Origin of the sequence: Nonomuraea africana, from assembly GCF_014873535.1 — a bacterium.
In the GTDB taxonomy this organism is placed as follows: domain Bacteria; phylum Actinomycetota; class Actinomycetes; order Streptosporangiales; family Streptosporangiaceae; genus Nonomuraea; species Nonomuraea africana.
Genome location: NZ_JADBEF010000001.1, coordinates 5,351,139 through 5,375,942 on the forward strand (window position 1 = coordinate 5,351,139; position 24,804 = coordinate 5,375,942).

24 protein-coding genes are annotated in these 24,804 nt (G+C 70.4%); 8 read left to right on the forward strand and 16 right to left on the reverse strand.

Annotated features, from left to right (window positions below; all coding sequences use genetic code 11):
• Positions 1-22: 22 nt before the first annotated feature.
• Positions 23-2,317 carry an excinuclease ABC subunit UvrA gene (locus H4W81_RS25350; protein WP_318781941.1) on the reverse strand — a complete coding sequence of 765 codons (2,295 nt, stop codon included), beginning with the start codon at positions 2,315-2,317 and terminating at the stop codon, positions 23-25.
• Positions 2,318-2,556: 239 nt separating this feature from the next.
• Here H4W81_RS25350 and H4W81_RS25355 point away from each other — a divergent pair, with 239 nt between their 5' ends.
• On the forward strand, positions 2,557-3,369 hold the full coding sequence (locus H4W81_RS25355) for a MerR family transcriptional regulator (RefSeq protein WP_192777103.1): 813 nt from the start codon (positions 2,557-2,559) through the stop codon (positions 3,367-3,369).
• Between the two features lie 207 nt (positions 3,370-3,576).
• Here the strand turns inward: H4W81_RS25355 and era are convergent, their stop codons facing one another.
• From era to H4W81_RS25405, 10 genes are all read right to left on the reverse strand, one after another.
• Positions 3,577-4,479: a GTPase Era gene (era, locus tag H4W81_RS25360; protein WP_192777104.1), complete on the reverse strand. Its 903-nt coding sequence runs from the start codon at positions 4,477-4,479 to the stop codon at positions 3,577-3,579.
• Between the two features lie 14 nt (positions 4,480-4,493).
• On the reverse strand, positions 4,494-4,976 hold the full coding sequence (locus H4W81_RS25365; RefSeq protein WP_192777105.1) for an NUDIX domain-containing protein: 483 nt from the start codon (positions 4,974-4,976) through the stop codon (positions 4,494-4,496).
• A gap of 1 nt (position 4,977) precedes the next feature.
• The gene (locus tag H4W81_RS25370; protein ID WP_192777106.1) at positions 4,978-5,298 is read right to left on the reverse strand and encodes a cytidine deaminase; all 321 of its coding nucleotides are present in this window, start codon (positions 5,296-5,298) and stop codon (positions 4,978-4,980) included.
• A gap of 9 nt (positions 5,299-5,307) precedes the next feature.
• Entirely contained in the window at positions 5,308-5,967 is a 660-nt protein-coding gene (locus H4W81_RS25375; protein WP_192777107.1) for a hypothetical protein, read from the reverse strand.
• 376 nt (positions 5,968-6,343) lie between these two features.
• Positions 6,344-7,636: a hemolysin family protein gene (locus H4W81_RS49465; protein ID WP_192777108.1), complete on the reverse strand. Its 1,293-nt coding sequence runs from the start codon at positions 7,634-7,636 to the stop codon at positions 6,344-6,346.
• Positions 7,633-8,109, reverse strand: a complete 477-nt coding sequence (ybeY, locus tag H4W81_RS25385) for an rRNA maturation RNase YbeY (RefSeq protein WP_192777109.1) — start codon at positions 8,107-8,109, stop codon at positions 7,633-7,635. The genes H4W81_RS49465 and ybeY overlap by 4 nt, the downstream gene beginning before the upstream one ends.
• A 55-nt stretch (positions 8,110-8,164) precedes the next feature.
• Entirely contained in the window at positions 8,165-9,199 is a 1,035-nt protein-coding gene (locus H4W81_RS25390; RefSeq protein WP_192777110.1) for a PhoH family protein, read from the reverse strand.
• A gap of 90 nt (positions 9,200-9,289) precedes the next feature.
• Positions 9,290-9,634: a histidine triad nucleotide-binding protein gene (locus tag H4W81_RS25395; RefSeq protein ID WP_192777111.1), complete on the reverse strand. Its 345-nt coding sequence runs from the start codon at positions 9,632-9,634 to the stop codon at positions 9,290-9,292.
• A 9-nt stretch (positions 9,635-9,643) separates the two neighbouring features.
• Complete coding sequence (locus tag H4W81_RS25400; protein WP_192777112.1) at positions 9,644-10,948, reverse strand: extracellular solute-binding protein; 1,305 nt, start codon at positions 10,946-10,948, stop codon at positions 9,644-9,646.
• Between the two features lies 1 nt (position 10,949).
• Positions 10,950-12,713, reverse strand: coding sequence for a VWA domain-containing protein (locus tag H4W81_RS25405; protein WP_192777113.1), 1,764 nt, complete (start codon positions 12,711-12,713; stop codon positions 10,950-10,952).
• 467 nt (positions 12,714-13,180) lie between these two features.
• Here H4W81_RS25405 and H4W81_RS25410 point away from each other — a divergent pair, with 467 nt between their 5' ends.
• Both H4W81_RS25410 and H4W81_RS25415 read left to right on the forward strand, forming a co-directional pair.
• On the forward strand, positions 13,181-13,660 hold the full coding sequence (locus tag H4W81_RS25410; RefSeq protein WP_183660508.1) for a SigE family RNA polymerase sigma factor: 480 nt from the start codon (positions 13,181-13,183) through the stop codon (positions 13,658-13,660).
• Positions 13,657-14,280, forward strand: a complete 624-nt coding sequence (locus tag H4W81_RS25415) for a hypothetical protein (protein ID WP_192777114.1) — start codon at positions 13,657-13,659, stop codon at positions 14,278-14,280. The genes H4W81_RS25410 and H4W81_RS25415 overlap by 4 nt, the downstream gene beginning before the upstream one ends.
• 7 nt (positions 14,281-14,287) lie before the next feature.
• Here the strand turns inward: H4W81_RS25415 and H4W81_RS25420 are convergent, their stop codons facing one another.
• The 3 genes from H4W81_RS25420 to hrcA all read right to left on the reverse strand — a co-directional run bounded on the left by H4W81_RS25420 (position 14,288) and on the right by hrcA (position 17,303).
• Positions 14,288-15,019, reverse strand: coding sequence for a 16S rRNA (uracil(1498)-N(3))-methyltransferase (locus H4W81_RS25420; protein ID WP_192777115.1), 732 nt, complete (start codon positions 15,017-15,019; stop codon positions 14,288-14,290).
• 131 nt (positions 15,020-15,150) lie between these two features.
• Positions 15,151-16,287, reverse strand: coding sequence for a molecular chaperone DnaJ (gene dnaJ, locus H4W81_RS25425; protein WP_192777116.1), 1,137 nt, complete (start codon positions 16,285-16,287; stop codon positions 15,151-15,153).
• 11 nt (positions 16,288-16,298) lie between these two features.
• Positions 16,299-17,303 (reverse strand): heat-inducible transcriptional repressor HrcA, encoded by a 1,005-nt coding sequence (gene hrcA / locus H4W81_RS25430; protein WP_192777117.1) that lies wholly within the window; start codon positions 17,301-17,303, stop codon positions 16,299-16,301.
• A gap of 207 nt (positions 17,304-17,510) precedes the next feature.
• Between hrcA and H4W81_RS25435 the strand changes: the two genes are divergently transcribed.
• Both H4W81_RS25435 and H4W81_RS25440 read left to right on the forward strand, forming a co-directional pair.
• A complete protein-coding gene (locus H4W81_RS25435; RefSeq protein ID WP_192781029.1) occupies positions 17,511-18,329 on the forward strand; it encodes a DUF3097 domain-containing protein in 819 nt (272 codons plus the stop codon).
• Positions 18,326-18,886 carry a DUF4870 domain-containing protein gene (locus H4W81_RS25440; RefSeq protein WP_192777118.1) on the forward strand — a complete coding sequence of 187 codons (561 nt, stop codon included), beginning with the start codon at positions 18,326-18,328 and terminating at the stop codon, positions 18,884-18,886. Before H4W81_RS25435 ends, H4W81_RS25440 begins: the two co-directional genes overlap by 4 nt.
• Here H4W81_RS25440 and H4W81_RS25445 read toward each other — a convergent pair.
• The gene (locus tag H4W81_RS25445; protein WP_225958789.1) at positions 18,870-19,805 is read right to left on the reverse strand and encodes a formylglycine-generating enzyme family protein; all 936 of its coding nucleotides are present in this window, start codon (positions 19,803-19,805) and stop codon (positions 18,870-18,872) included. The genes H4W81_RS25440 and H4W81_RS25445 overlap by 17 nt on opposite strands.
• 55 nt (positions 19,806-19,860) lie before the next feature.
• On the opposite strand from H4W81_RS25445, the gene H4W81_RS25450 reads away from it, so the two are divergent.
• The 3 genes from H4W81_RS25450 (at position 19,861) to H4W81_RS25460 (ending at position 23,598) form a co-directional block, all read left to right on the forward strand.
• Positions 19,861-20,418 (forward strand): PadR family transcriptional regulator, encoded by a 558-nt coding sequence (locus H4W81_RS25450; protein ID WP_192777119.1) that lies wholly within the window; start codon positions 19,861-19,863, stop codon positions 20,416-20,418.
• Positions 20,415-22,178 (forward strand): sulfatase, encoded by a 1,764-nt coding sequence (locus tag H4W81_RS25455; protein WP_192777120.1) that lies wholly within the window; start codon positions 20,415-20,417, stop codon positions 22,176-22,178. The genes H4W81_RS25450 and H4W81_RS25455 overlap by 4 nt, the downstream gene beginning before the upstream one ends.
• A gap of 79 nt (positions 22,179-22,257) precedes the next feature.
• Positions 22,258-23,598, forward strand: a complete 1,341-nt coding sequence (locus H4W81_RS25460) for an MFS transporter (protein WP_192777121.1) — start codon at positions 22,258-22,260, stop codon at positions 23,596-23,598.
• Here the strand turns inward: H4W81_RS25460 and hemW are convergent.
• Positions 23,563-24,783: a radical SAM family heme chaperone HemW gene (hemW, locus tag H4W81_RS25465; protein WP_192777122.1), complete on the reverse strand. Its 1,221-nt coding sequence runs from the start codon at positions 24,781-24,783 to the stop codon at positions 23,563-23,565. The genes H4W81_RS25460 and hemW overlap by 36 nt on opposite strands.
• Positions 24,784-24,804 lie beyond the last annotated feature (21 nt).

The window sequence follows — 24,804 nt, forward strand, 5'->3', positions numbered from 1 at the left end:
GTCGGCGGCCCGCCGGAGCGGCCTACCCCCTCCCGACGTAGGCGCGCAGATGTCTGGCCGTGAGCGAGTCGCCATTCTCGACCAGGTCCTCGGGCGGGCCAGAGAAGACGACCCGCCCGCCGTCGTGGCCCGCTCCAGGCCCGAGGTCGATGATCCAGTCGGCGTGGGCCATCACCGCCTGGTGGTGCTCGATGACGATGACCGTGTTGCCGTCGTCGACGAGCCGGTCCAGCAGGGCGAGCAGCTGGTCCACGTCGGCGAGGTGCAGGCCGGTGGTCGGCTCGTCCAGGACGTAGGTCGTGCCGTTCTTCGCCATGTGGATGGCGAGCTTGAGCCGCTGCCGTTCCCCGCCGGACAGCGTGGTGAGCGGCTGGCCGAGGGCGATGTATCCGAGACCGACCGCCGCGAGGCGGTCGAGGATCGTCCTGGCCTGGCCGGTGGGGAAGAACTCGCGAGCCTCGGCCACCGACATGCCGAGCACCTCGCTGATGTTCCTGCCGCGCAGCAGGTATGTCAGCACCTCGGGGGTGAACCGCTTGCCCTCGCACTTCTCGCACACCGACGCCACCTCGGCCATCATGGCGAGGTCGGTGTAGATGAGGCCGATGCCCTTGCAGGTGGGGCAGGCGCCCTCGGAGTTGGCGCTGAACAGGCCCGGCTTCACGCCGTTGGCCTTGGCGAACGCGGCGCGGATCGGGTCGAGCACGCCGGTGTAGGTGGCCGGGTTGCTCCGGCGGGAGCCGCGGATGGCCGACTGGTCGGCAACGACCACGCCGTCCCTGCCCGCGACGTAGCCGTGGATCAGCGAGCTCTTGCCCGAGCCCGCCACGCCGGTGACGACCGTGAGGACGCCAAGGGGGATGTCGACGCTGACGTCCCGCAGGTTGTGCAGGGTGGCGCCGGTGATCGGCAGCAGCCCCGTGGGCTGGCGCACCTTGTCGCGCAGGGTGACGCGGTGGTCGAGGTAGCGGCCGGTCAGGGTGTCCGACTTGCGCAGGCCGTCCAGGTCGCCGGTGTAGCAGATGCTGCCGCCCGCCGCGCCCGCTCCGGGCCCCAGGTCGACCACGTGGTCGGCGATCGTGATCGTCTCCGGCTTGTGCTCGACGACGAGCACCGTGTTGCCCTTGTCGCGCAGGCGGCGCAGCAGGTCGTTCATCCGCTGGATGTCGTGCGGGTGCAGCCCCGCCGTGGGCTCGTCGAAGACGTACGTGACGTCGGTCAGGCTGGAGCCGAGGTGCCTGACCATCCGCACCCGCTGCGCCTCGCCGCCCGAGAGCGTGGACGACTCCCTGTCCAGGCTCAGGTAGCCGAGGCCGATCTCGACGAGGGAGTCGAGGGTGTCGCTCAGCGTCTCGAGCATGGGGCCGACGGACGGGTCGTCGATGCTCCGGACGAACGTGGCCAGGTCGTTGATCTGCATGGCCGAGCACTGCGCGATGTTGAGACCGTTGATCAGGGACGACCTCGCGGCCTCGTTCAGCCGGGAGCCGCCGCAGGCCGGGCAGCCGGTGAGCTTGACCGCCCGATCGGCGAACGCGCGCGCCTGTGTCTGCATCGACTCGCGGTCCTTGGCCAGGTAGAGCCGCCTGACCTTGGTGACCAGTCCCTCGTAGGTGAGGTTGGTCGAGCCGATTTTGATCTTGGTGGCGGGCTTGTGGAGGAAGTCCTCCCACTGCTCGGGGGTGTAGTCCTTCAGCTTGGCGTCGGGGTCGAACAGGCCCGAGTGCGCCATCAGCTGCCAGTACCACGTGTCGACCCCGAACCCGGGCACCTTGATCGCCCCGTCGTTCAGCGAGAGCTCCCTGTCGACCAGCTGGTCGACATCGATGTCGGAGACCTTGCCGAGCCCCTCGCACGTGAGGCACATGCCCTCCGCCCTGTTGAAGCTGAAGGCGAAGGCCGGGCCGACGTAGGGGCTGCCGATCCGGCTGAACATGATCCGCAGCATGGTGTGGGCGTCGGTGGCGGTGCCCACGGTGGAGCGCGCGTTGACGCCCATCCGCTCCTGGTCGACGATGATCGCCGCGCTCAGGTTGCGCAGCGCGTCGACGTCGGGACGGCTGAGGCTCGGCATGAAGCCCTGGAGGAACGCCGTATAGGTCTCGTTGATCAGGCGCCGTGAGTCGGCGGCGATCGTGTCGAAGACGAGTGAGGACTTGCCCGAGCCCGAGACGCCGGTGAAGACGGTGAGCCTTCGCTTGGGGAGGTCGAGGGAGACCCCTCTCAGGTTGTTCTCCCTCGCGCCGCGGACCTCGATCACGTCGTGGCTGTCGGCGGCGTGGTGCCGGACATCGCTTGTCTGGTCGATGGAGACCACGTATCCCTTTCCCTAGTCACTTGATGAGTGTTCGTGTGGTTCGTCGCCCGACTGGATGGCTCTCTTGTCGTGACACCCGACGCACGGATGTCCCCGGCCTGTTGCCGCCATCCATGCCTTCAAGTTTCTCATTGAACTAAGCTGTCGAGACTTTTCGTCGTTGACGACCGTCCCACCTGGAATCAAGAGCCGATAACCTTCAAGTCGCTGGTGAACCCTGCCGGAGAGAGGAGCACCCTTTGGAGCGCGCGCTTCGCCCCATCGACCTGGCCCGGTTGGCGGGGATCTCCACCCAGCAGATCCGCAACTACGCCGACGCCGGCATCCTGCCGCCCGCCCCGCGGACCCCCGCCGGCTATCGCAGGTTCGACGAGGCGCATCGCCGCGCGCTGTTCACCTACCGCGCTCTGGCGAGGGGATACGGGTGGGAGACCGCGCGGTCGATCATGCAGGCCGTCCACGCGGGGGACGTGCCGCTCGCGCTCGCCCTGCTGGATGCCGGCCATGCCGCGCTCCACGAACAACGGCTCTCCCTGCGAGCGGCCGGCGAAGCGCTCGAAGCGGTCGCGGAACAGGACGTCGACGGCTCTGTGGCGCCGCCGTCAGGCATGCGCATCGGAGAGGTGGCCGCCTACCTCGGCGTCCGCACCTCGGCCCTGCGCGTTTGGGAGTCGGCGGGCCTGCTCACCCCGCAGCGGGCTCCTGGCACCGGATACCGCACGTACGGCTCGGCGGACGTCCGCGACGCCCGGATGATCAACATGCTGCGGCAGGGCCGCTACCCCATGACCCAGATCCAGCCCATCCTCGACGGCCTGCGCCGAACCGGCAGCAGCGACGCCCTCCGCGCCGCCATCGCCCAACGCCAGTCAGACCTGACCCACCGATCAACGACCATGCTCGAGGGCGCCGGCGCCCTGCACCACTACCTCACCGGCAGAGACCCAGCCGCCTGCCACGACCACCCACCACTACCAGAACGCGGCACCACCGGATGCGAAGCCGCCGAAGGCGAAGGCGCAGGACGCGAGGACGCCGGATGGGATGCGTGACAAACGCCAGTCCCACAGGGGAGCCTGACAAACGCCGGACCACAGGTAAGGCACCCGGCTGCGGCGCCGTGGGTTCACCACCCAGGCGTCCGACGATGCGCCGTTACCACGACCACCGAAGTCCCGCTGGAGCAGCGCCGTCAACGGACGGCACCCCGCACCGGACGGAGGCGCCAACCCGGCCCGCCGTACCAGAAAGAAAGAAAATCAGTCGTAGAACCCGAGCCTGCGGAGTTGCTTCGGGTCGCGTTGCCAGTCTTTGGCGACGCTGATGCGGAGGTCGAGGTAGACGCGGGTGCCGAGCAGCGCCTCGATGTGCTTGCGCGCCCTCGTGCCCACATCGCGCAGCCGCTCGCCCTTGTGCCCGATGACGATCGCCTTCTGCGAGGGACGCTCGACGAACATGTGCGCGTAGATGTCGAGCAGGTCGTCGCGCCCCTCGCGGGGCAGCATCTCGTCGACCACCACCGCGATCGAGTGGGGCAGCTCGTCGCGCACCCCTTCGAGCGCCGCCTCCCTGATCAGCTCGCCCACGAGCACCTGCTCGGGCTCGTCGGTCAGCTGGCCGCCCTCGTAGAGCGGCGGCGACTCGGGCAGCTCCGAGATCAGCACGTCGGCCAGCGGGCCGAGGTTGTCGCCGTTCTCGGAGGAGACGGGCACGATGTGGGCGAACTCCGCCAGCTGCGACAGCGCCAGCAGCTGCTCGGCGATCTGCTCCTTGGTGGCCAGGTCGCACTTGGTGACCACGGCCACGACCGGCGTCTTCTTCACCGCGGCGAGCTTGTCGGCGATGAAGCGGTCGCCCTTGCCGATCTTCTCGTTGGCGGGCACGCAGAAGCCGATGACGTCGACCTCGGTCAGCGTGGACAGCACCAGGCTGTCGAGCCGCTCGCCCAGCAGCGTGCGCGGCCGGTGCAGCCCGGGGGTGTCGACGATGACCAGCTGCGCGTCGGGACGGTGCACGATGCCCCTGATGGCGCGCCTGGTGGTCTGCGGCTTGGAGGAGGTGATCGCCACCTTGGTGCCGACCAGGGCGTTCATCAGCGTGGACTTGCCGACGTTGGGGCGGCCGACGAAGCAGGCGAATCCGGCGCGATGGTTACTGGTCACCTTAGAATTCTCGCCTATGCCGACCAGCGCTCTCGCCACCAGGCGAACGCCTGCGGCAGAACACGGGGGCTCCAGGCGGGCAGCGGCAGGCCGGCGAGCTCCGCCTCGGTGGCGAACCGGGCATCGGTGATCTCCTCGCCGTCGGGGTTGAGCACGCCGCCGACCAGCGCGCAGCCGTAGACGGCGTTGACGTAGGCGACCTGGTGGCCGTTGGCGTAGGTGGTGCGGAACTCGGGCCCGCCGAACACCCCGATCAGGCCGCGCACCTCGATGTCGACGCCGAGCTCCTCGTGCAGCTCGCGCACCACCGTGTCCTCGGGACGCTCGTCGGGGTCGATGCCGCCGCCGGGCGGCGCCCACACCTCGGGCTCCCCGGCGTGCCTGGCCACGAGCAGCCGCCCCTCGTCGTCGAACACGCAGCCGGTGGCCGCGGGCAGCATGAGCAGCGAGTTGCCGACCAGCTTGCGCAGGTCGGCCAGGAACGGCGACATGGGCATGTCAGTTCCTGAGCGTGCCGTCAGGGCCGGCCACGAACAGCGTCTTGGCGCCGAGCTCGCGCACCACCGCCTCGTCGGCCTCGCCCGCGCCCTCGCCCGCGGTGACCAGCGCCGCCGCCTCGAGCGACTGGGCGCCGCTGGAGACCGCCATGGCCACCGCCACCTGCACGGCCGACAGCCGCAGCGAGGCGAGCTCGACGCTCGTCGCGGAGTAGGTGCGGCCGGTCTCGTCGCGCACCGCCGCGCCCTCCTTGGCGTCGTTGCGGGCCCTGGCCGCACGGGCCAGCGTAATGATCTTGGAGTCTTCGGGATCGAGAGTCACGACCCCAGGTTAGCGAGCCACGCCGGCGAAGGCCTTGGCGAGCTCCACCGTGCGCCTGGCGTCGACCGTGCCGATCCCCGTGTGCACCAGCGAGACCAGCCGGTCACCCTGCCGGACCAGCACGAGGTCGAGCGCGTAGGGGTAGCCGTTCAGGCGTCCGCGCAGCTGCCTGCTCACCACCTCGTCACCGAGCCTGGGCAGCGCGAGCTCGGAGAGCCTGAGCCGCGTGCCGCTCGCCGGGTCGGCCCCTCTCAACTTCGGACAGCTGTCCAGGGCCCGGCCCAGTTCCTCGAGGTGGCCCTGCGCCTCGCCGCCCGCGTAGACGGCCATCCCCACCGCGGCCAGCTCGCCGAGCACGTTGCCCTGGAAGCTGACCGCCGCGTGGCCCTCCAGCGCGCGCGTGGGCGGATGTCCCGTGGCGGCGTCGAGTACGGCCCTGCAAGCTTGGCTCGCCGTCGTCAGCGGCGAGCGCCACGCCGCGCGGGCCCGGCCGGAGAAGCCGTCGGGCAACACGGGCTCCTTGCTCAGGAGCGCCCTCAGCCTGAGGCTCTGCTGAATCTCTCCCCCGTCGGAGACCGCCTCCTGCCCACCACATCGCGTCAGACCGGCCGCGAGCAGCCCGCAGGCCACGGCCACACCGATGATCCCCACCTTGCCGATCAGCGCCATGATCTCCCCCGATGATCGCTCACGCCGACGGGATATCTGCCCCGTCCCTGAGCGAATGAAGCGTCTTCGCCGCAACCCTGGGAAAATCCGCACATAAGTTAAGGGTGCTCTCGCCCGGTCGAGGTCGACCCGGGCGAGAGCACCCTTCACGAAATGCAACGCCTGGCCGCGGCTAGCAGGCCGGGCGTCGCGTTCCCCCCGGAGCTTCCTTCGCGCCGCGAACCCCTTCCGGCGCTCCGGTTGCTCCCTCCGACACCCACCGCACAGGGTGTCGAGAAACATGGTGGAGGGGCGGCCTTGCAAGTCACTTGTAGAACGCTTGCGCCTTTGACGGAGTCCGTCCACGCCTAGGGTGACCTGGGAGAATTTGCCGAGGTCAGTCCTGTTCGGCCGCCGCCGGGACGCTCTCCTCCTCAGGGGGGACGGCCCGCCGCACCACCACGGTGCTGATGCGGTTGCGCCGCCCCGCCAGGCTCTCGGCCGTCAGCTGCAGCCCGGCCACCATCGCCTGGGATCCCGCGATCGGCACCCGTCCCAGCGCGTGTGCCAGCAGGCCGCCCACCGTCTCGACGTCGTCGACCTCGATCTCGGTGTCGAACAGCTCGGCGAGCTCGTCCACCGGCATCCTGGCCGTCACCCGCATCGACCCGTCGGGCTGGACCTCGACCCTGGGCGCCTCCTGGTCGTACTCGTCGGTGATCTCGCCGACGATCTCCTCCAGGATGTCCTCGATGGTGACCAGGCCCGCCGTGCCGCCGTACTCGTCGATGACGATCGCCAGGTGGATCTGGCGCGCCTGCATCTCGCGCAGCAGCTGGTCGATCGGCTTGCTCTCGGGCACGTAGGTGGCGGGGCGCATGATCGACTCGATCCTCGCCTCCGCGTCGTCGGACGACTCGTGCACCCTGCGCGCGATGTCCTTGAGATAGGCGATGCCGACGACGTCGTCCTCGTTCTCGCCGACCACCGGAACCCTGGAGAAACCACTCCGCAGCGCCAGGGACATCGACTGGTTGAGCGTCTTGCCCCGCTCGATGAACACCATGTCGGTGCGCGGCACCATGACCTCGCGCACAAGCGTGTCGCCCAGCTCGAAGACCGAGTGGATCATCTCGCGCTCGTCCGGCTCGATCACTCTGCGCTCCTCGGCCAGGTCGACCAGGTCGCGGAGTTCGGCCTCGGAGGTGAAGGGGCCGTCGCGGAAGCCCTTGCCTGGCGTCAGCGCGTTGCCGAGCAGGATGAGCAGCTTGGGGAGCGGACCGAAGATCCTGGTCAGGCCGTAGACGATGGGCGCGCTGGCCAGGGCGATGGGCTCGGCGTGCTGACGGCCGAGGGTGCGAGGGGAGACGCCGACGATCACGTAACTGACCACGATCATGACGGCCGCCGCCGCGGCGTAGGCCAAGCCCTGGTCGCCGAGCAGGTCGATGAACAGCAGCGTGGCGATCACCGTGGCGACCAGCTCACAGCTCAGCCGGAGGAGCAACAGCAGGTTGAGGTAGCGGGGCGGGTCGGCCACGACGGCCTGGAGCCGTTCGGCGCCCCTGCGCCCCTCGCGGACGAACTCCTCGGCGCGCACCCGGGATATGCGGGACAGGGCCGTCTCGGCACTGGCGATCACTCCACCGATCACCACGAGCACGACGGCCGAAGGTAGCCACGCGTTCACCGCTGGGTGCGCACCTCCTGCCACGACCCCAGGAGCTTGGCCTGCAGGCCGAACATCTCCTTGTGCTCCTCGGGCTCGGCGTGGTCGTAGCCGAGCAGGTGCAGGATGCCGTGGGTGAGAAGCAGGTCGAGCTCGTCCTCGGTGCTGTGGCCCGCGGTCTCCGCCTGCCTGGCCGCCACCTGCGGGCACAGCACCACGTCGCCGAGGAGCGCGGGGTCGGTGGCGGCGTCGCCGTCACCTCGCGCGCCACTGCCGGGACGCAGCTCGTCCATGGGGAAGGACAGCACGTCGGTCGGCCCTGGCTCGCCCATCCACTTCTCGTGGAGGTCGGCCATGACCGACTCGTCGACCACCAGGATCGACAGCTCGGCGAGCGGATTGATGCCCATCTCGCCGAGGACGTGCCCCGCGAGGGCGGCGAACGACTGCTCGTCGACCTCCACCCCCGACTCGTTGTTCACTTCAATGCTCATGCGTCCTCCTTCGTCGGCCGCCCGAGCATGAGATGGCTGTGTTCCCTGCGCTCGCTCACGGCCGCTTCCCCCGCCGCTGCTGGTGGAACTGCTTCGGCTCCTGGAGGGCGTCGTAGCGTCCGTAGGCGTCGACGATGTCGCTGACCAGCTTGTGACGCACCACGTCGGAGCTGGTGAGCCGGGCGAAGTGGATGTCGGGGATGCCGTCGAGGATCTCCTGCACCACCCGCAGGCCGCTGACCGTGCCGGTGGGCAGGTCGACCTGGGTGACGTCACCCGTCACCACGATCTTGGAGTTGAAGCCCAGTCGGGTGAGGAACATCTTCATCTGCTCGGCCGAGGAGTTCTGCGCCTCGTCGAGGATGATGAACGCGTCGTTGAGCGTGCGTCCGCGCATGTACGCCAGCGGCGCGACCTCGATCGTGCCCGCGGCCATCAGCTTGGGGATGGAGTCGGGGTCGAGCATGTCGTGCAGCGCGTCGTAGAGCGGGCGCAGATAAGGGTCGATCTTCTCGTAGAGCGTGCCGGGCAGGAAGCCGAGCCGCTCTCCCGCCTCCACGGCGGGCCTGGTCAGGATGATCCGGTTGACCTTCTTCTCCTGAAGCGCGCGGACGGCCTTGGCCATCGCGAGATAGGTCTTGCCGGTGCCGGCGGGGCCGATGCCGAACACGACCGTGTGCTTGTCGATGGAGTCGACGTAGCGCTTCTGGTTGACGGTCTTGGGCCGGATCGTGCGCCCGCGCGAGGAGAGGATGTCGAGGGACAACACCTCCGCGGGGCGCTCGGAGGTCATCTTCAGCATGGCGATGCTGCGCTCGACGGCGTCGGCGGTCAGCTCGCCGCCGTTGCGCAGCACCTCCACCAGCTCCTCGAACAGGCGCACGACCGCGCCGCTCTCGTCTGGGCTGCCGGTGACGGTGATCTCGTTGCCACGGACGTGGATGTCGGCGCGGAAGGCGCCCTCGATGACGCGCAGCAGCTCGTCGCGAGAGCCCAGGAGGCCGACCATCGGGTATTCGTCCGGAATCAGCACCTTCGCCTGAGTGCGCGTGGGTGGTGCCGTTCTGCGGGATTCGTTTAGCTCGGACATGGGCAGGCCTGGCGGCCTGATGCCTCCCGGTCTCGGTCGGGTGTTCTCACTTCATGGTAGCCGTGCACACCCGCCTGACTCGCGCCATTATCAGCCGGGTGGCCAGGTGAGGTTGCGCCCACCGAGAACATGCGCGTGCACATGGAAAACGGTCTGGCCGGCGCCCGGCCCCGTGTTGAAGACGACGCGGTAGCCGGAGTCGGTCACACCGTCCTGGAGGGCCACCGCGTGCGCGGCCTTGAGCACGTCGTCGGCGAGACCGTCGTCGGCGGCGGCGAGCGCGGCAGCGTCGGCGTGGTGCTCCTTCGGGATCACCAGCACGTGCGTGGGAGCCTTCGGGTCGATGTCGCGGAAGGCCAGCACCCTGCCGGTCTCGTAGACGATCTCGGCCGGGATCTCCTTGGCGACGATCTTGCAGAAGAGACAGTCGGTCACGGCAGCACCCTACCGGCACTTCTCCCCCGCGCCCGGCCGGCCGGCGACCGCGTCGGGCAGCGCCGTCGCGAGCGCGCGCTCGACCGCGTCCGCGAACTCCGCCCCGCTGGCGTGGTCCTTCTCCAGGACGGTGCGCACGCAGTCCCTGAGGGTCTGGCTGAACTGCGCGTAGTGCACGAGCGCGGGACGCTCGGCGGCGGCGAGCGCCTGATGAACGGTCTCGAGCAGCCGGCCCAGCTCCGCCGGTGTCGCCGACGCGGGCGCGGAGCCGTCCTCGCGCAGCATCTGGCACGAATCGACCCGCTCGTAGGCTGCCTCGACGACGGGCGCGTAGCCGCCGCAGGAGAACAGCTGCCGCTGGTTGTCGGCCCGCGTGAGGTAGTCGACGAACGCCCTCGACTCGGCGGCCAGCTCGGACCTGGCCGCGATCGCCAGGTTCGAGCCGCCGAGCGCGCCGCCGCCCGGCAGCGGTGACACCTCGACCTTCACCCCCGCCTCGGCGAGGCGCAGATAGGCGTAGGGCCAGTGGCGCAGGTAGCGGGCCGATCCCGTGACGAACTCGGTCAGGCTCTCACGCTCCCTGAAGGGGCCCTCGACGATCTTCTGGGTCTCGCGGGCGTGCCACCACGCGGCCAGCCCCTCCTTCGCCCGCGCGTCCACGACCACGCGCTCGCCCTTCAGCACGCCGCCCGTCACCTCCAGCAGGGTCACCGTGCCGCCCTCGTAGTCGTCGTTCTGGGTGACGAAGCCCTGGAGCGCGGCGTTGCCGTACAGGTCGCGCCAGCCGGCGGGCGCGGGCCCGCCGGCGCGCCGGAAGAGCAGGCCCACGTCGGTCGCGAACGGCAGCGCGTACTGCGTGCCCTTCCACTGTCCCGTGGCCAGCGCCGCCGGGACGAACCGCCCGGACGGCACGCCGGTCATGGGCTCCAGCAGTCCGGCGGCGGCGAACTCGGCGGTCCACGCCGCGTCGAGGATCACCACGTCGTAGCGGGGGCAGCCGTCGCCCTGGAGCGCGGCGAGCATCTCGCTGCGCTTGACGTCGGCGACAGGGGACAGCTCGATGACGTCGACGTCCTTGTCACTGGGGGCGTTGGTGGCGTTCCAGTTGGTGAAGAGCCTGCGGCGGTAGCCGTTGACGGACACGTCGCTGCCGGTGGCGACCTGGATCCGCTCTCGCCTCGGGCAGTCGGGCGGGGCCTTGCCCTGCGGCGGCATCGCCGCGAGGGGCGCCGCGACGCCGAGGAGGACGCCCACGCACAGCGCCGTCCGGTGCCGCCGCAGCCAGCCGCCGAACCACCCCGCCGCGCCCGTCATGTCACGGCCTCCAGAGTCGGTCGAGGAACCTGTCCGCCGCCACGACGGGGTCCTGGTTCACCCACACGCAGCCGGTCTGCTCGCCGTCCAGCAGCATCTCGAGGGCGGGCAGGTCGCAATCTTCCTCCCCGACCAGGACGACCTCGACCCGCACGCCTGGCAGGTCGATCCGGCCGGTGGGCAGTCTGGTTCCGTCGGTGAGGATCACCACCACCGGGTCGTGCCAGGCGCCCGCCGTCTCGGCCGCCTCGCGCGCCACCTGGTCGAGCGGCACGTCACCGCGCGACAGGGGCAGGTTCCGCAGCGACACCGCCGCGGCTTCGGGCGTGTCGGCCGTCTGGGGAGTCGGGGGCGGGCGCACGGTCCCCTGTGAGAAGAGCCTGAGCCGCACGGAGTCGGTGTCGCCGTGCAGCCGCCCGAGCAGAGCGGTGCCGAACTGCTGGGCCCTGCGCAGCGGGCTCACGCCGTCCAGCAGGGCGTTGTCCATGGTCAAGGAGGTGTCGACGGCCAGGACCACGCTCGTCTCGGGGTGGGCCATGAGCAGCCTGTCGAGCATGGCCGCGTAGTCGCCGGGGCCGGCCGGCACGACGTCGTCGTTGGTGTCGGCCAGCGACAGCCCAGGGAAGGAGCCCTTCCCCTCGGTGTCCCTGAACCCGTTGCCCGGCGCCCACTCCTTCTCCAGCCAGTCCTTGTACCTGGCCACCCAGGCGCTGCGATCGGCGCTGTGGTCGGGCCACCTGACCGAGATCACCTTGTACTCCAGGCGCGGGCCGCCCTCCAGGGTGTACGGCACAGCCGCCGGTCCGCCCGGCTGACCGGGGCAGCGGCCGAAGCGCTCACCCCTGCTGAACGCGGCGAAGAGGTACTCAGGCACCAGCAGGGGGCGCCTTTCGAGCTCGAGGCGCGCGCCGAGCCTGCACAGCAGTGACGCCGCGTCGCGTCCGGCCGCCTCGGGCAGCGTGAGCTCCCGCTCGGTGGCCGCGTCGGCGGATCGTGCGGCGCCCCGGTAGAGGGCGAGGCTCCCGGCCAGGGCGCTCTCCGACAGATCGGCCCGCGGACGCAGCAGGTGCGCGGCCTTGGCCATCTCCGCCGACACATGAGTCTCACCATCAGGGAAGGCAGGCGCCGCCTGCGGTGGCACCGCGATCACCAACTCGGAGGTGGCGAACGTCCCCAGGTCGTCCAGGACCACCTTCGAGGCGACGTTCTCGACCCGCTGCTCGGCCAGGCGCACCGAGGCGGAGGTGGCGGCGATCCAGGCGTCGGGGCGCGGGCCCGTCAGCTCCAGGTAGCCGGGCGCGCGGGGAACGGCCCACTCCCTGGCGAACCCCGCGTAGAAGTCCTTCAGCGGTGGCATCGCGTCGGTGCTGATCCTGATGGGCGAGCAGCCGGACTCGTCGGCGACGTCGCGGGCGAACTCCCTGCCCGCCCGGTCGAACAGCTCGACGCCCTCGGGCGCCGTGACGACCCTGATCTGCAGCGTGGGAGGGCAGATCCCGCCGGTCCCGCGCAGGGAGCCGTCGGCGGCCAGTGGCACGGAGGCGGCGGCCAGCACCAGCACGCCGACCACGAGACCCGCCAGGCCCGCGGCGCCGCTGGCCACCACGCCACCCGCCCAGGCGAGGAGCTCTCCCGCGGCCTCCCGTGGCTTCCTGAGCGCCCGCGCCACCTTCTTCCTGGCCACCCACGCGGCCGCCAGCAGAGCGCATCCGATGAGCCCGGCGCCCCAGAGCGGGCGGTCGGCGACGAAGGTGGCGAGTGCCACCAAGGCGGTAATAAGGGCGGTAATCTCCGGAACGCGAGTGTTGGGAATGGTGTTGCGCCGGCCACTTGTGGTGTCAGAAGGTGTCGGTGGGTTCTCCTCTGCCATGACCTCGCCCAAAGATCGCCCGTCAGAGTAGTCCGCGCATTCTATGAATCCCGCCTCGGAATCACCAGCAGAACGAGTGACTGGTGAGAAACGTGCCAGCGGTCCGTTGCCAATCGGTAATCGCTCATGCCGTGCGCGCAAAGATCCGCACAGTTAGGGTGTGTGTGCGACAATCCTCCGGAAACTAAGACGATTCAGGGTCGGGCGAGGCCACCTGGCGAGGACACGACTGGGTCATGCCCCCTAAGGAACCGCAAGAGCGTAAACCCTCCGGGAAGGCTGAGCGTCCCACTGATGTGACCACCGAAACCCTTCTGGCCGACAGGTCGTTAGGGGCGGTGCCGGTCGGGTGGGATGCCGACATGGCCGTGACTGCGCTCTACAGCGCGCACTTTCGGTCATTGGTGCGTCTCGCTGTGTTGCTGGTGCGCGACATAGCAACAGCGGAGGAAGTCGTGCAGGATGCGTTCGTCGCCATTCATGGCGCATGGCGCAGACTTCGCGACCCCGACAAAGCACTCGCCTACCTTCGTCAGTCTGTCGTCAACCGGTCCCGTTCCGTGCTGCGTCACCGCGCGGTCGTCGAGAAGTACGCTCCCAAGGGTCTGCCCGACGCCCCGAGCGCCGAGAACGGCGCGATCGGCGAGCTCGAACGCTCGGCCGTCATCGAGGCGCTGCGGGCCCTGCCCGCGAGACAGAGAGAGGCGTTGGTTCTTCGCTACTACGGGGACCTGTCCGAGGCCGAGATCGCCCATGCCATGGGCATCAGCAAGGGCGCCGTCAAGAGCCACACGGCACGTGGCATGGCCGCCCTGCGTTCCGTTCTGGAGAAGATGTCATGACCCTGCCCCCGGACGAGCACGGCGACATCCTGCGCCGAGTGCTGCGCGCGGAGGCCGACGCCGTCGTGCCGTCTCCCGAGGGTTTGGAGATCATCCGCGCGCGCATCGAACGGCGTGGGCTACGAGGGCTTTTCTGGCTGCGCGCGGGCGCCGCGGCGGCGGGCGCCGTCCTCGTAGCGGGGACGATCGTGATGGTCGTCCCGGAGCTTCGCAACAGGGTGATGGACGTCCAGCCCGTCACTCCGATAGACGACACGAGCAGCCTGCTGCCCGACAAGTCGGCCACCTCCAGGCCGCCCACGTCACCGCCGCCCACCGAGCAGCAGACCAGACCCGCCGTGCCACCGCCGCCCGTGAGCGTCCCGCCGACCAAGGAGACGTCAGAGACTCACGCGCCGACCAGGAAGGCGAAGCCGACGCCCACTCCGACGCCGTGCGCGTCGGAGAGCGCCCAGCCGCCGGAGGAGTGCCTCGACGGCACCCCGACCCCCACCCCGTCGGCCACGCCCTCGGAGCGCGCCGAGAACCCCGACAACCCCGACTGCGGCGCGGACCAGTGCTCGCCCGAGGACCCCGTGCCCACGCCCACCGACATCGCCAGCCCGCTGTCCAGCCCCTGACCGCCGGTCACCAGCGCCCGGTGCGCGCCTGCACGACCGCGGCCGCCGCCACCCCCGCCGTGGAGGTGCGCAGCACGGTCGGGCCGAGCAGCACGGGGACGGCCTTCGCGGCCGTGAACCGGTCGAGCTCGTCGGCCGAGATCCCGCCCTCGGGCCCCACGACGAGCACGATGTCGCCGCTCACCGGCAACTCGGCCGTCGCGAGGGACGTGGCGGCCTCCTCGTGCAGCACCAGCGCCAGCGCCGCGTCCGACAGCAGCTCGGCGACCCGCGCGGTGGAGTGCGGCTCCGCCACCTCCGCGGCGTGGAACCTGCGGGCCTGCTTGCCCGCCTCACGCGCGGTGGACCGCCACCTGCCGAGCGCCTTGGCGACCTTGTCGCCCTTCCACTGGGTGATGCTCCGCGAGGCCGACCACGGGACGATCACGTCGACGCCCGCCTCGGTCATCATCTCGACCGCCAGCTCACCCCGATCGCCCTTGGGCAGGCCCTGCACGACGATCAGCCGTGGCGCGGGCGCGGGCACCTCGTAGCGGCGCAGCACCTCCACGCGCAGGGAGTCCTTGAAGACCTCGCGGGCCACGCACTCGGCGACCTGTCCCGCGCCGTCGGTCAGGTCGAGCCGCTCCCCCTCACGCAGGCGCCGCACCGCCGCCGCGTGCCGCCCCTCGGGTCCGCCCAGCACGAACTCGCCGCGCGCGAAGTCGGCGGCGTCGGCCAGGAACACGGGAACGGTCACACGCATCTCCCCCTACACGGGCGATGTGACGGCGGCCCGCCGAAGTCGCGCTGGAGCAGCGTGATGGACGGGCGCCAGCCCCGTGACCGCACTGGCGCCGGACCGGCGGGCCGTACAGAGAGAACTATCGGTCATCGGCCGTTGAAAGCATCACGGAGCCGGGAGAAAAAACCCTGTTGTCCAGGGGCGAACTTGCCGGGGGGCCGTTCCTCGCCGCGGAGCTTGGACAGCTCCCTGAGCAGGTCCTCCTGCGCCTGGTCGAGGCGCATCGGGGTCTCGACGTTGACGTGGATCAGCAGATCGCCCCTGCCGGTCTCGTTGAGGCGCTGGACGCCGCGGCCGAACATCGTGATGACCTGCCCCGACTGGGTGCCGGGCCGCACGTCGATCTCCTCGGCCCCGTCGAGGGTCTCGACGGTCAGCGACGTGCCGAGCGCGGCCGCCGTCATCGGGATCTGCACCGTGCAGTGGAGGTCGTCGCCGCGCCGCTCGAATATCTCGTGCGGCTTCTCGACGATCTCGAGGAACAGGTCTCCGGGCGGGCCGCCGCCCGGACCGACCTCGCCCTCGCCGGCCAGCTGGATGTGGGTGCCGTCCTCGACGCCGGCGGGGATGCGGACCTTGATCGTACGGCGGGTGCGGACCCGGCCGTCGCCCGAGCACTCCTGGCAGGGGTGCCTGATGATCGAGCCGAAGCCGCCGCACTGGGGGCACGGCCTCGAGGTCATGACCTGGCCCAGGAAGGACCTGGTGACCTGGGAGATCTCGCCGCGCCCCTGACACATGTCGCAGGTGTCGGGGTGCGTTCCCGGCGCCGCGCCCGAGCCCGTGCAGACCTCGCACAGCACCGCGGTGTCGACGTTGAGCTCGCGCGTCGTGCCGAACGCCGACTCGCGGAGGTCGAGCTCCACCCTGATCGTGGCATTGCGGCCGCGCCTGGCCCGGCTCCTCGGCCCGCGGGCGCCGCCCGCCGAGCCGAAGAAGGCGTCCATGATGTCGCTGAAGGGGAAGCCCGCGCCGAAGCCGCCCGCACCCGCTCCCGCACCGGCGCCGGCGAAGGGATCGGCGCCGAGGTCGTACATCTGGCGCTTGTTGGGATCGGACAGGACCTCGTAGGCCTGCGTGATCTCCTTGAAGCGCTCCTGCGTCTCGGGATCGGGGTTCACATCGGGGTGCAGCTCGCGGGCCAGCCGACGATAGGCCTTCTTGATCTCGTCCTGACTGGCGTCACGGCGCACCCCGAGGGTGCCGTAGTAGTCGTTTGCCACTTATCGACCTCTTATGAAGCAGCCAGGATCTGGCTGACGTAGCGTGCCACGGCGCGCACAGCGCCCATTGTCACGGGGTAGTCCATCCGGGTGGGGCCGAGCACGCCGAGGCGGGCACCAGAACCGTAGCCGGTCGCGACGAGGGAGGTGCCACGCAGTCCGGTGTAGGGGTTTTCCGAGCCGATCCTGACGGTGAGGGCGGTCGGCATGTCGGAGGTCTCACCGAGCAGGCGCATGAGCACGACCTGCTCCTCGAGCGCCTCGAGAACGTCTCGCAGGCCCGTGGTGAAGTCGGCGCCCGCCAGGTTGGCGGCCCCCGCGAAGACGATCTTCTCATCATGGCGCTCGACGAGGGTCTCCAGCAGCACCGACAGGATCGTCGCCGCGGCCGGGCGGTCTTCGACGGGCAACCGTTCGGGCAGGTCGGAGATCTGGTCGGGCACCTGGCTGAGCCCGCAGCCGTCGAGGCAGGCGTTGAGCATCGCGCGCAGGTGCGCGATCCTCGACTCCTCGATCCGCTCGGGCAGCTCGATCACGCGCTGCTCGACCCGGCCGGTGTTCGTGATCAGCACGAACATCACCCGCCGGTCGGTCAGCGGCACCAGCTCGAGGTGGCGCACCGTCGACTGCGACAGCGTGGGGTACTGCACCACCGCCACCTGCCTGGTCAGCTGCGCGAGCAGCCGGACCGTGCGGGTCACCACGTCGTCGAGGTCGACCGCTCCAGCGAGGAAGGTCTCGATGGCCCTGCGCTCGGCGGCGGACAGGGGTTTGATCTGCGAGAGCTTGTCGACGAAGAGCCGGTAGCCCTTGTCGGTCGGCACCCGACCGGCGCTCGTGTGCGGCTGGGTGATGTATCCCTGCTCCTCCAGCGCGGCCATGTCGTTCCTGACCGTGGCCGGAGAGACGTTGAGGTTGTGGCGATCGGCCAGCGCCTTGGATCCCACCGGTTCATTGGTTGAGACGTAGTCCTCGACAATGGCGCGGAGCACCGCCAGCTTCCGATCATCGAGCACGTGCTCACCTCCCTGCCTCTTGAGGAAACGACAGGTCTAGCACTCTGTGTTCCCGAGTGCCAAGTGTACGGCTCTCGCCCACAGGGTGCGATAACGCGCACAGTCAAGCCGGCTGCAAGCCGTACGCCGACAATACTGCCCATGACCGACGTTCCCTCCCGTGCCGGCGGCACCCGCGACGACGGGGTGATTTGCTACGGTCCCCCCATGTACGAGCGCGACGTGCTTGCGGGGAACTGGCGGCGCCCCGGCAAGGGAACCATCCCTTCGGTGCCCGCCGAGCGCGACCTGGTCGTGGAGGACGCCGACAGCGGCTTCTGCGGCGCGGTGGTGGCCTGCGACAAGGAGGCGGTCACCCTGGAGGACCGCTTCGGCAGGCGCAGGCTGTTCCCCCTCGCTCCCGCCGCCTTCCTGCTCGAGGGCAAACCCGTGACGCTGGTACGGCCGGCCCCTGCCTCGGCGGGGGCTCCCCGCCGCAGCGCCTCGGGCTCGGTCGCGGTCGAGGGCCTGCGCGCCCGCGTCGCCAGGGAGAGCCGGATCTACGTCGAGGGCGTGCACGACGCGGCGCTGGTCGAGAAGATCTGGGGCCACGACCTGCGCGTGGAAGGCGTGGTCGTGGAGTACCTGGAGGGCGTCGACGACCTGCCCGCCATCGTCGAGGAGTTCGGGCCTGGGCCGGAGCGCAGGCTCGGCGTGCTGGTCGACCACCTCGTCGAGGGCTCCAAGGAAAGCCGCATCGCCGCCCGGGTCACCTCGCCGCACGTGCTGGTCGTCGGCCATCCCTTCGTCGACATCTGGCAGGCGGTCAAGCCTTCCGTCCTGCGCATCCCCGCCTGGCCCGACGTGCCGCGCGGGGTGCCGTGGAAGGAGGGGGTGATCGCGGCGCTGGGATGGCGGCTCGAACCCGCCGACGCCTGGCGCAGGATCCTCGGCGCGGTGTCCACCTATTCCGACCTCGAACCCTCGCTGCTGGGCAGGGTCGAGGAACTGATCGACTTCGTGACCAGTCCTGAGGAGGACGGATGACGAACCAACCGCCCGAGGGCACTCCCCCGCCACCCGGCTACGGGCAGACACCGCCGTCGAGCCCGGGATACGGCCAGGCGCAGGGCTACGGCTCCCAGCCCGGGTACGGCTCCCAGCCCGGATACGGCCCGCCGCCCGGTTACGGCGCGCCCCCTGGCTACGGCGCGCCGCCCCCCGGCTACGGCCCGCCCGGTTACCAGCGCCCGCCGCACGTGCCGGGCCAGTACGGCCCCAGGCCGGGCAGCGACGACACCAACCTGGCGATGCTCGCCCACCTGCTCGGCATCCTCACCGGCTTCGTCGGCCCGCTCATCCTCTACTTGGTCAAGAAGGACGAGTCCCCCTACGTCCGCGACCAGGCGGCGCAGGCGCTCAACTTCCAGATCACGGTGTTCATCGGCTACATGGTCTGCACCGTGCTGGCGTTCGTGCTGATCGGCTTCTTCCTGATCCCGGTGCTCTGGATCGCCGCGCTGGTCTTCGAGATCATCGCCGCGATGGCCGCCAACAGAGGCGAGAACCACCGCTACCCGATCAACATCAACTTCGTGACCTGACGGTCCTGAAGCCGCAGTTGCCGCTGGCGGAGTCGGGCGTGTTCGCCGAGCGGGCCGCCACGCGGTAGCGGTGGCAGTAGGAGTCGTGGCAGAGGTAGGAGCCACCCCTGATCACCCTGCGCCAGCCCGTCTCGGGGCCGCGCGGGTCCAGGTGGGCCGAGGTGGCGTAGGCGTCGGCGGCGAACCAGTCCGCGCACCACTCCCACACGTTGCCCGAGACCTCGTGCAGGCCGTACCCGTTGGGCGGGTAGGCGCGCACCGGCGCCGTCGCGAGCCATCCGTCCGCGCCGGTGTTGCGCAGGGGGAAGTCGCCCTGCCAGATGTTGCACCGCCACCGCCCGTCAGGCGTCAGCTCGTCGCCCCAGGCGAAGCGGCGGCCGTCGAGCCCTCCCCTGGCGGCGTACTCCCATTCCGCCTCCGTCGGCAGTCTGCGGCCGGCCCACTCGCAGTAGGCCATGGCGTCGTGCCACGAGACGTGCACCACGGGGTGGTCGGGCTCCGCCTCCGACAGCGGCCCGAACGGGTGCCGCCAGTCGGCCCCTCGCACCACCGTCCACCAGGGCGCCCCGGGGTCGACGCCGACGATGTCGGCCCTCCTCGCCGCTACGGCGAGGCCGAACACCGCCGAGGCGCCGTCGCGCTCGGCGCCGGTGACGTGGCCGCTCTCCTCGGCGAAGTGGGCGAACATCGCCACCGTTACCGCCGTCACGTCGATCAGGAACGGCGCCAGCCGTACGGCGTGCACGGGGGTCTCGCCATCGGCGGGATAGCCCTCACCGAACGCATCGCCCATCTGGAACTCCCCGCCGGGCAGCGCCACCTCGTCGTGTTCGGGAGGGGCCGCGGACCGGCGCACGGGGACGGCGGGGGCCGCGCGGGAGCCGCCCTCCGGTGAACAGCAACCCATTGACGTCGCCATCCCTTCAGTATATGAATCGATGCACATAGGTGCTCACACACATAAGGACTGATGGGTGAAGTTCGAGTACGTCCTGCTCGCGTTGCTGTCGTTCCGCCCGTACAGCGGCTATGACCTGCGGAAATGGCTGGAGGTCGAAGGGCAGTTCCTGCGGTCGCGGGCCCACCACAGCCAGATCTACCGGCTGCTGGCCCGCATGGTGGCCGACGGCTGGGTCGAGTTCGAGGTGGACCCGCGCGAGGGACGGCCCGACGCGAAGGTCTACCGGCTGACCAGCGAGGGCCGGCGGGTCCTGCTGGAGTGGGTGCGCTCGCCGTACGAGCCGCCGAGCAGGTTCCAGGACGCCGACTTCATGGCGCGCTTCGGCTTCACCGTGGCCCTGGACCGGCAGGCGGCGATGGTCCTGGTCGGCACCGAGTTCGACTACCGGCGGGCGCAGGTGGCCAGGTTCAGGAACCGGCCGAGGACGCTGCGGTTCGAGCAGCCCGTCCCCGAGGTCGACCCGGAGATGGCGCGGGCGGCCTTCGAACGCATGCACGAGCACGGGGCGCGCTCCGTCGACCTGTGGATCACGTGGCTGGAAGAGACGATGCGGTGGCTGGAGGCCGGATGAAAGCGATCATGGTGATGTTCGACAGCCTCAACAGGCACCTGCTGCCGCCGTACGGGGGCGACTGGACCCACGCGCCGAACTTCGCGCGACTGGCCGAGCGGGCGGTGCGCTTCGACAACTGCTACGCGGGCTCGATGCCGTGCATGCCGGCGCGCAGGGAGATCCACACGGGCCGCTACAACTTCCTGCACCGCAGCTGGGGGCCGCTGGAGCCGTTCGACGACTCGATGCCCGAGCTGCTCAAGCACAGCGGCGTCTACACCCACCTGGTCAGCGACCACCCGCACTACTGGGAGGACGGCGGCGCGACCTACCACGGCCGCTACAACACCTGGGAGTTCTTCCGCGGCCAGGAGGGCGACCCCTGGAAGGGCCAGGTGGCCGATCCGCCGATGCCCGACGACCTGAAGCAGATGCGCTTTCCCGTCTACCGCCAGGACTGGGTCAACCGGCAGCACATGGCCACCGAGGACCGGCACCCGCAGACGCTGACCTTCGACGCGGGGCTGGAGTTCGTCCGGCTCAACCACGGCGAGGACCGCTGGTTCGTGCAGATCGAGACGTTCGACCCGCACGAGCCGTTCTTCTCCCACCAGCGCTTCAAGGACCTCTACCCGCACGAGTACGCCGGCCCGCACTTCGACTGGCCCGACTACAAGCGGGTGGTGGAGACGGCCGAGCAGGTCGAGCACGCCCGGATGGAGTACGCGGCGCTGCTGTCGATGTGCGACCACTCCCTCGGCAGGGTGCTCGACACGATGGACGAGCTGGGCCTGTGGGACGACACCATGCTCATCGTCTGCACCGACCACGGCCTGCTGCTCGGCGAGAAGGGCTGGTGGGGCAAGAGCGTGCAGCCCTGGTACAACGAGCTGGTCCACCTGCCGCTGTTCGCCTGGGACCCCCGCGCGGGGGTCGCGGGCGAGCGGCGCGAGTCGCTGGTGCAGACCATCGACCTGGCGCCGACGCTGCTCGACTTCTTCGGCGTGGACCTGCCACCCGACATGCAGGGCCTGCCCCTGCCTGTCGGGACGGACGAGCCGGTACGCGAGGCAGGGCTGTTCGGCATGCACGGCGGGCACGTCAACGTCACCGACGGGCGCTACGTCTACATGCGCGCCCCCGTCGCGGCCGAGAACGCGCCGCTGCTGGAGCACACGCTGATGCCCACGCACATGCGGGGCCGCTTCTCCCCCGCCGAGCTGGCCGACCTGGAGCTGGCCGAGCCGTTCGGCTTCACCAAGGGGGTGCGGACGCTGCGGATGCCCGGCCGTACCTTCTTCAACCCGCATCGGCACGGCACGCTGCTGTTCGACCTCGAGACCGATCCCGAGCAGCGCACGCCGATCGTGGACGACGCCGTCGAGCTGCGCATGGCGCGGTTGCTGGTCGAGCTGATGCGGGCCAACGAGGCGCCGCCGAGCCAGTACGAGCGGCTCGGCCTGCCGTCCACGGGGGAGGTCACCGAGGCGCACCTGCTCGCCGCCGCCCAGCGGGAGCTCGCGGCGCAGGCCGCCGAGCCGCTGCCCGACCCCGACGACTACCCCTCGGGACGCTTCTCCCTGCGCAGCCCGGTCGCGGCGCTGCTGGCCGACCCCGTCGCCGTCGAGGTGCTGCGCAGGCACGTGCCCGGCGTGGCCGACTCGGAAATGCTGCAGATGGTCGGCGCGACACCGCTGATCGGGCTGGCCGCCATGGCGGGCGGCCTGCTCCCACCCCCCAGACTCCGCCTGATCGCCGAGGAGCTCGCCACGCTCTGACGCATCACCGGAGCCGGTGACGGGGCTGCATCCCCGTCACCGGCGCACCTTCCCCCTCCGGTCAAGAAAGAGGTGGCGCGTGACAACTATCGCACCTCCTGCCAAAGTCAACGGACGCTGGCCGCAGCTGTCGCTGCTGGGCGGCGCCATGCTCGTCGACAACACCGAGGCGAGCCTGGTCAGCAGCCTCTTCCCGGTGATCAGACAGTCCCTGGGCATGTCGTTGAGCGCCCTCGGCGTCCTCACCGCGGCCAGCAAGATCGTCGGGGTGTTCACGGGACCGTTCTGGGTCTGGGCGGCCCGCCGCTGGTCCCGCAAGGGCGTTCTGGTGCTCGCGACCGGCCTCTGGGGCGTCTGGGGCATCGCCGCGGGCTTCTCACAGAACTTCGAGCAGCTGCTGATCTTCTACACGATCCTGGCCGCCGGCTACGCCGCGGCCCATCCGATCATCACCGAGATCATCGGCGACCTGTTCGACTCCTCGGCCAGGGGCCGGGCCGTCGGCCTCCTGTACGGCACGATCGCGCTGGTCGGCTCGGTGCTCGGGCCGATCAAGGGCCAGCTGTCCAACGTCGACGACGGCTGGCGATGGGGCCTGTGGGGCGTCGGCGCGTTCAACGTGCTGCTCGGGCTGGCCATCTGGGTGTGGTTCCGGGACCCTGGCACGGGCGCGGCCGAACGACAGCTCGCCGACCTCGACGTGGCCACCCGCGAGGCGCACGCCAAGCTCACCTGGGCCAAGGCGGTCGCGCTCGTGCGGATCCCCAGCTTCGCGATCCTGTTGGTCTCCAGGTTGCTCTCGGGGCACCTGCTGGTGGGCACGTTCGGCGTGGTCTTCCTCGTCGACGTGTACGGCTTCAGCACCGCGGTCGCCTCGGTCGTGCTGCTGCCGTTCGGGGTCGGCTACTTCCTCGGCAACCTCGTGGGCGGCTTCCTCGGCGACGTCGCCGAACGGCGCAGCCCGCGCCACGGGCTGGTCGCGGTACTGCAGGGCGCGCAGTTCGCCTTCGCGATCGTGGCCTTCCTCGGCACCCAGTTCGACTACGGCGACATCGCGGTCTTCGGCCTGTTCTTCGCGCTCATGGGCGCCGCGCAGGGCGTCAACCCGGGCATCAACCGGCCGATCGTCATGGCGATCACGCCGCCCGAGCTGCGGGGCGCCGCGTTCGCCATCTACATCTCGATCTTCGAGGCGATCGGCTGGGCGGTGTTCAGCCTGGGCGCGGGCTTCCTCGGCGACCAGCTCGGTCTCAAGACGGTGTTCCTGTGGGTGCTCGTCGTGCTCATGCTGGTCAACGGCGCCGTGCTGAGCCTGCTCTACCGCTGCTACGCGCGCGACGTGGACCGCGTGCAACACGAGCTCGACGCCCGCAGGGCCGCCGCGCTACATGGTCAGGTCACGGATCAGGGCATCGGCTAGCAGCCGTCCGCGCAGGGTGAGGACCATGCGTCCCGCCTTGAACGGCTCGGTCTGCAGCAGCCCGTCGCCCAACGCCCTGGCGACGGCGGTGCGGGCGTGGGCAGCCACGTCCGCCACCGGGTAGCCGGAGACCAGCCGCAGCTCCAGCATCAGCCGCTCCACCTCACGGTCGTCGGCGGTGAGCACCTCGCGCGCGTGCGCGGGCGAGGTGCCCGCCGCCAGGCGCTGGGCGTACGCGGCCGGGTGCTTGACGTTCCACCAGCGGGTGCCGCCCACGTGGCTGTGCGCGCCCGGACCGACGGCCCACCAGTCGCCGCCCGTCCAGTAGAGCAGGTTGTGCCGGCAGCGCCCCGCCTCGGAGGTGGCCCAGTTCGACACCTCGTACCACTCGAACCCGGCCGCCGACAGCATCTCGTCGGCGATCAGGTAGCGGTCGGCGGCCACGTCGTCGTCGGGCATCGGCAGCTCGCCGCGCCTGATCCTGGCGGCCAGCCTGGTGCCGTCCTCGACGATCAGCGAGTAGGCCGAGACGTGATCGGGCTCGGCCTCGACCGCCTTCTCCAGCGACGCCCGCCAGTCGTCGTCGCTCTCCCCCGGTGTGCTGTAGATCAGGTCGAGGTTGACGTGGTCGAACCCGGCCTTCTTCGCCTCCTGTACGGCCTGCCCGGCCCGTCCGGGGGTGTGGTGCCTGTCGAGGACCTTCAGCACGTGCTCCCGCGCGCTCTGCATGCCGAAGCTGACCCGGTTGAACCCGCCTTCGCGCAGCTTCTCCAGGTAGGCGGGGTCGACCGACTCGGGGTTGGCCTCGGTGGTCACCTCGGCGCCCTGGGCGAGACCGAACTCCTCGTCGATGGCGCGCAGGATCCTGGCCAGGTCGCCGGCGGGCAGCAGCGTGGGGGTGCCGCCGCCGAAGAACACCGTCTCGACGGGGAGACTCGCGTCGCCGAGCACGCGGCGGGCCAGCCGTACCTCCTCGATGGCGGTGTCGGCGTAGTCGCGGTGCGACGCACCCGGTCCGAGCTCGGCCGCGGTGTAGGTGTTGAAGTCGCAGTAGCCGCAGCGGGTGACGCAGAACGGGACGTGGACGTAGAAGCCGAAGGGCCGCTCGCCCAGGCCGCTCAGCGCGCTCGCGGGCAGCTCACCTGAGGCGGGCGCGGGATCGCCGTCGGGAAGGGTGGATGGCACGCTTCCAGTCTGCCCTGTGCC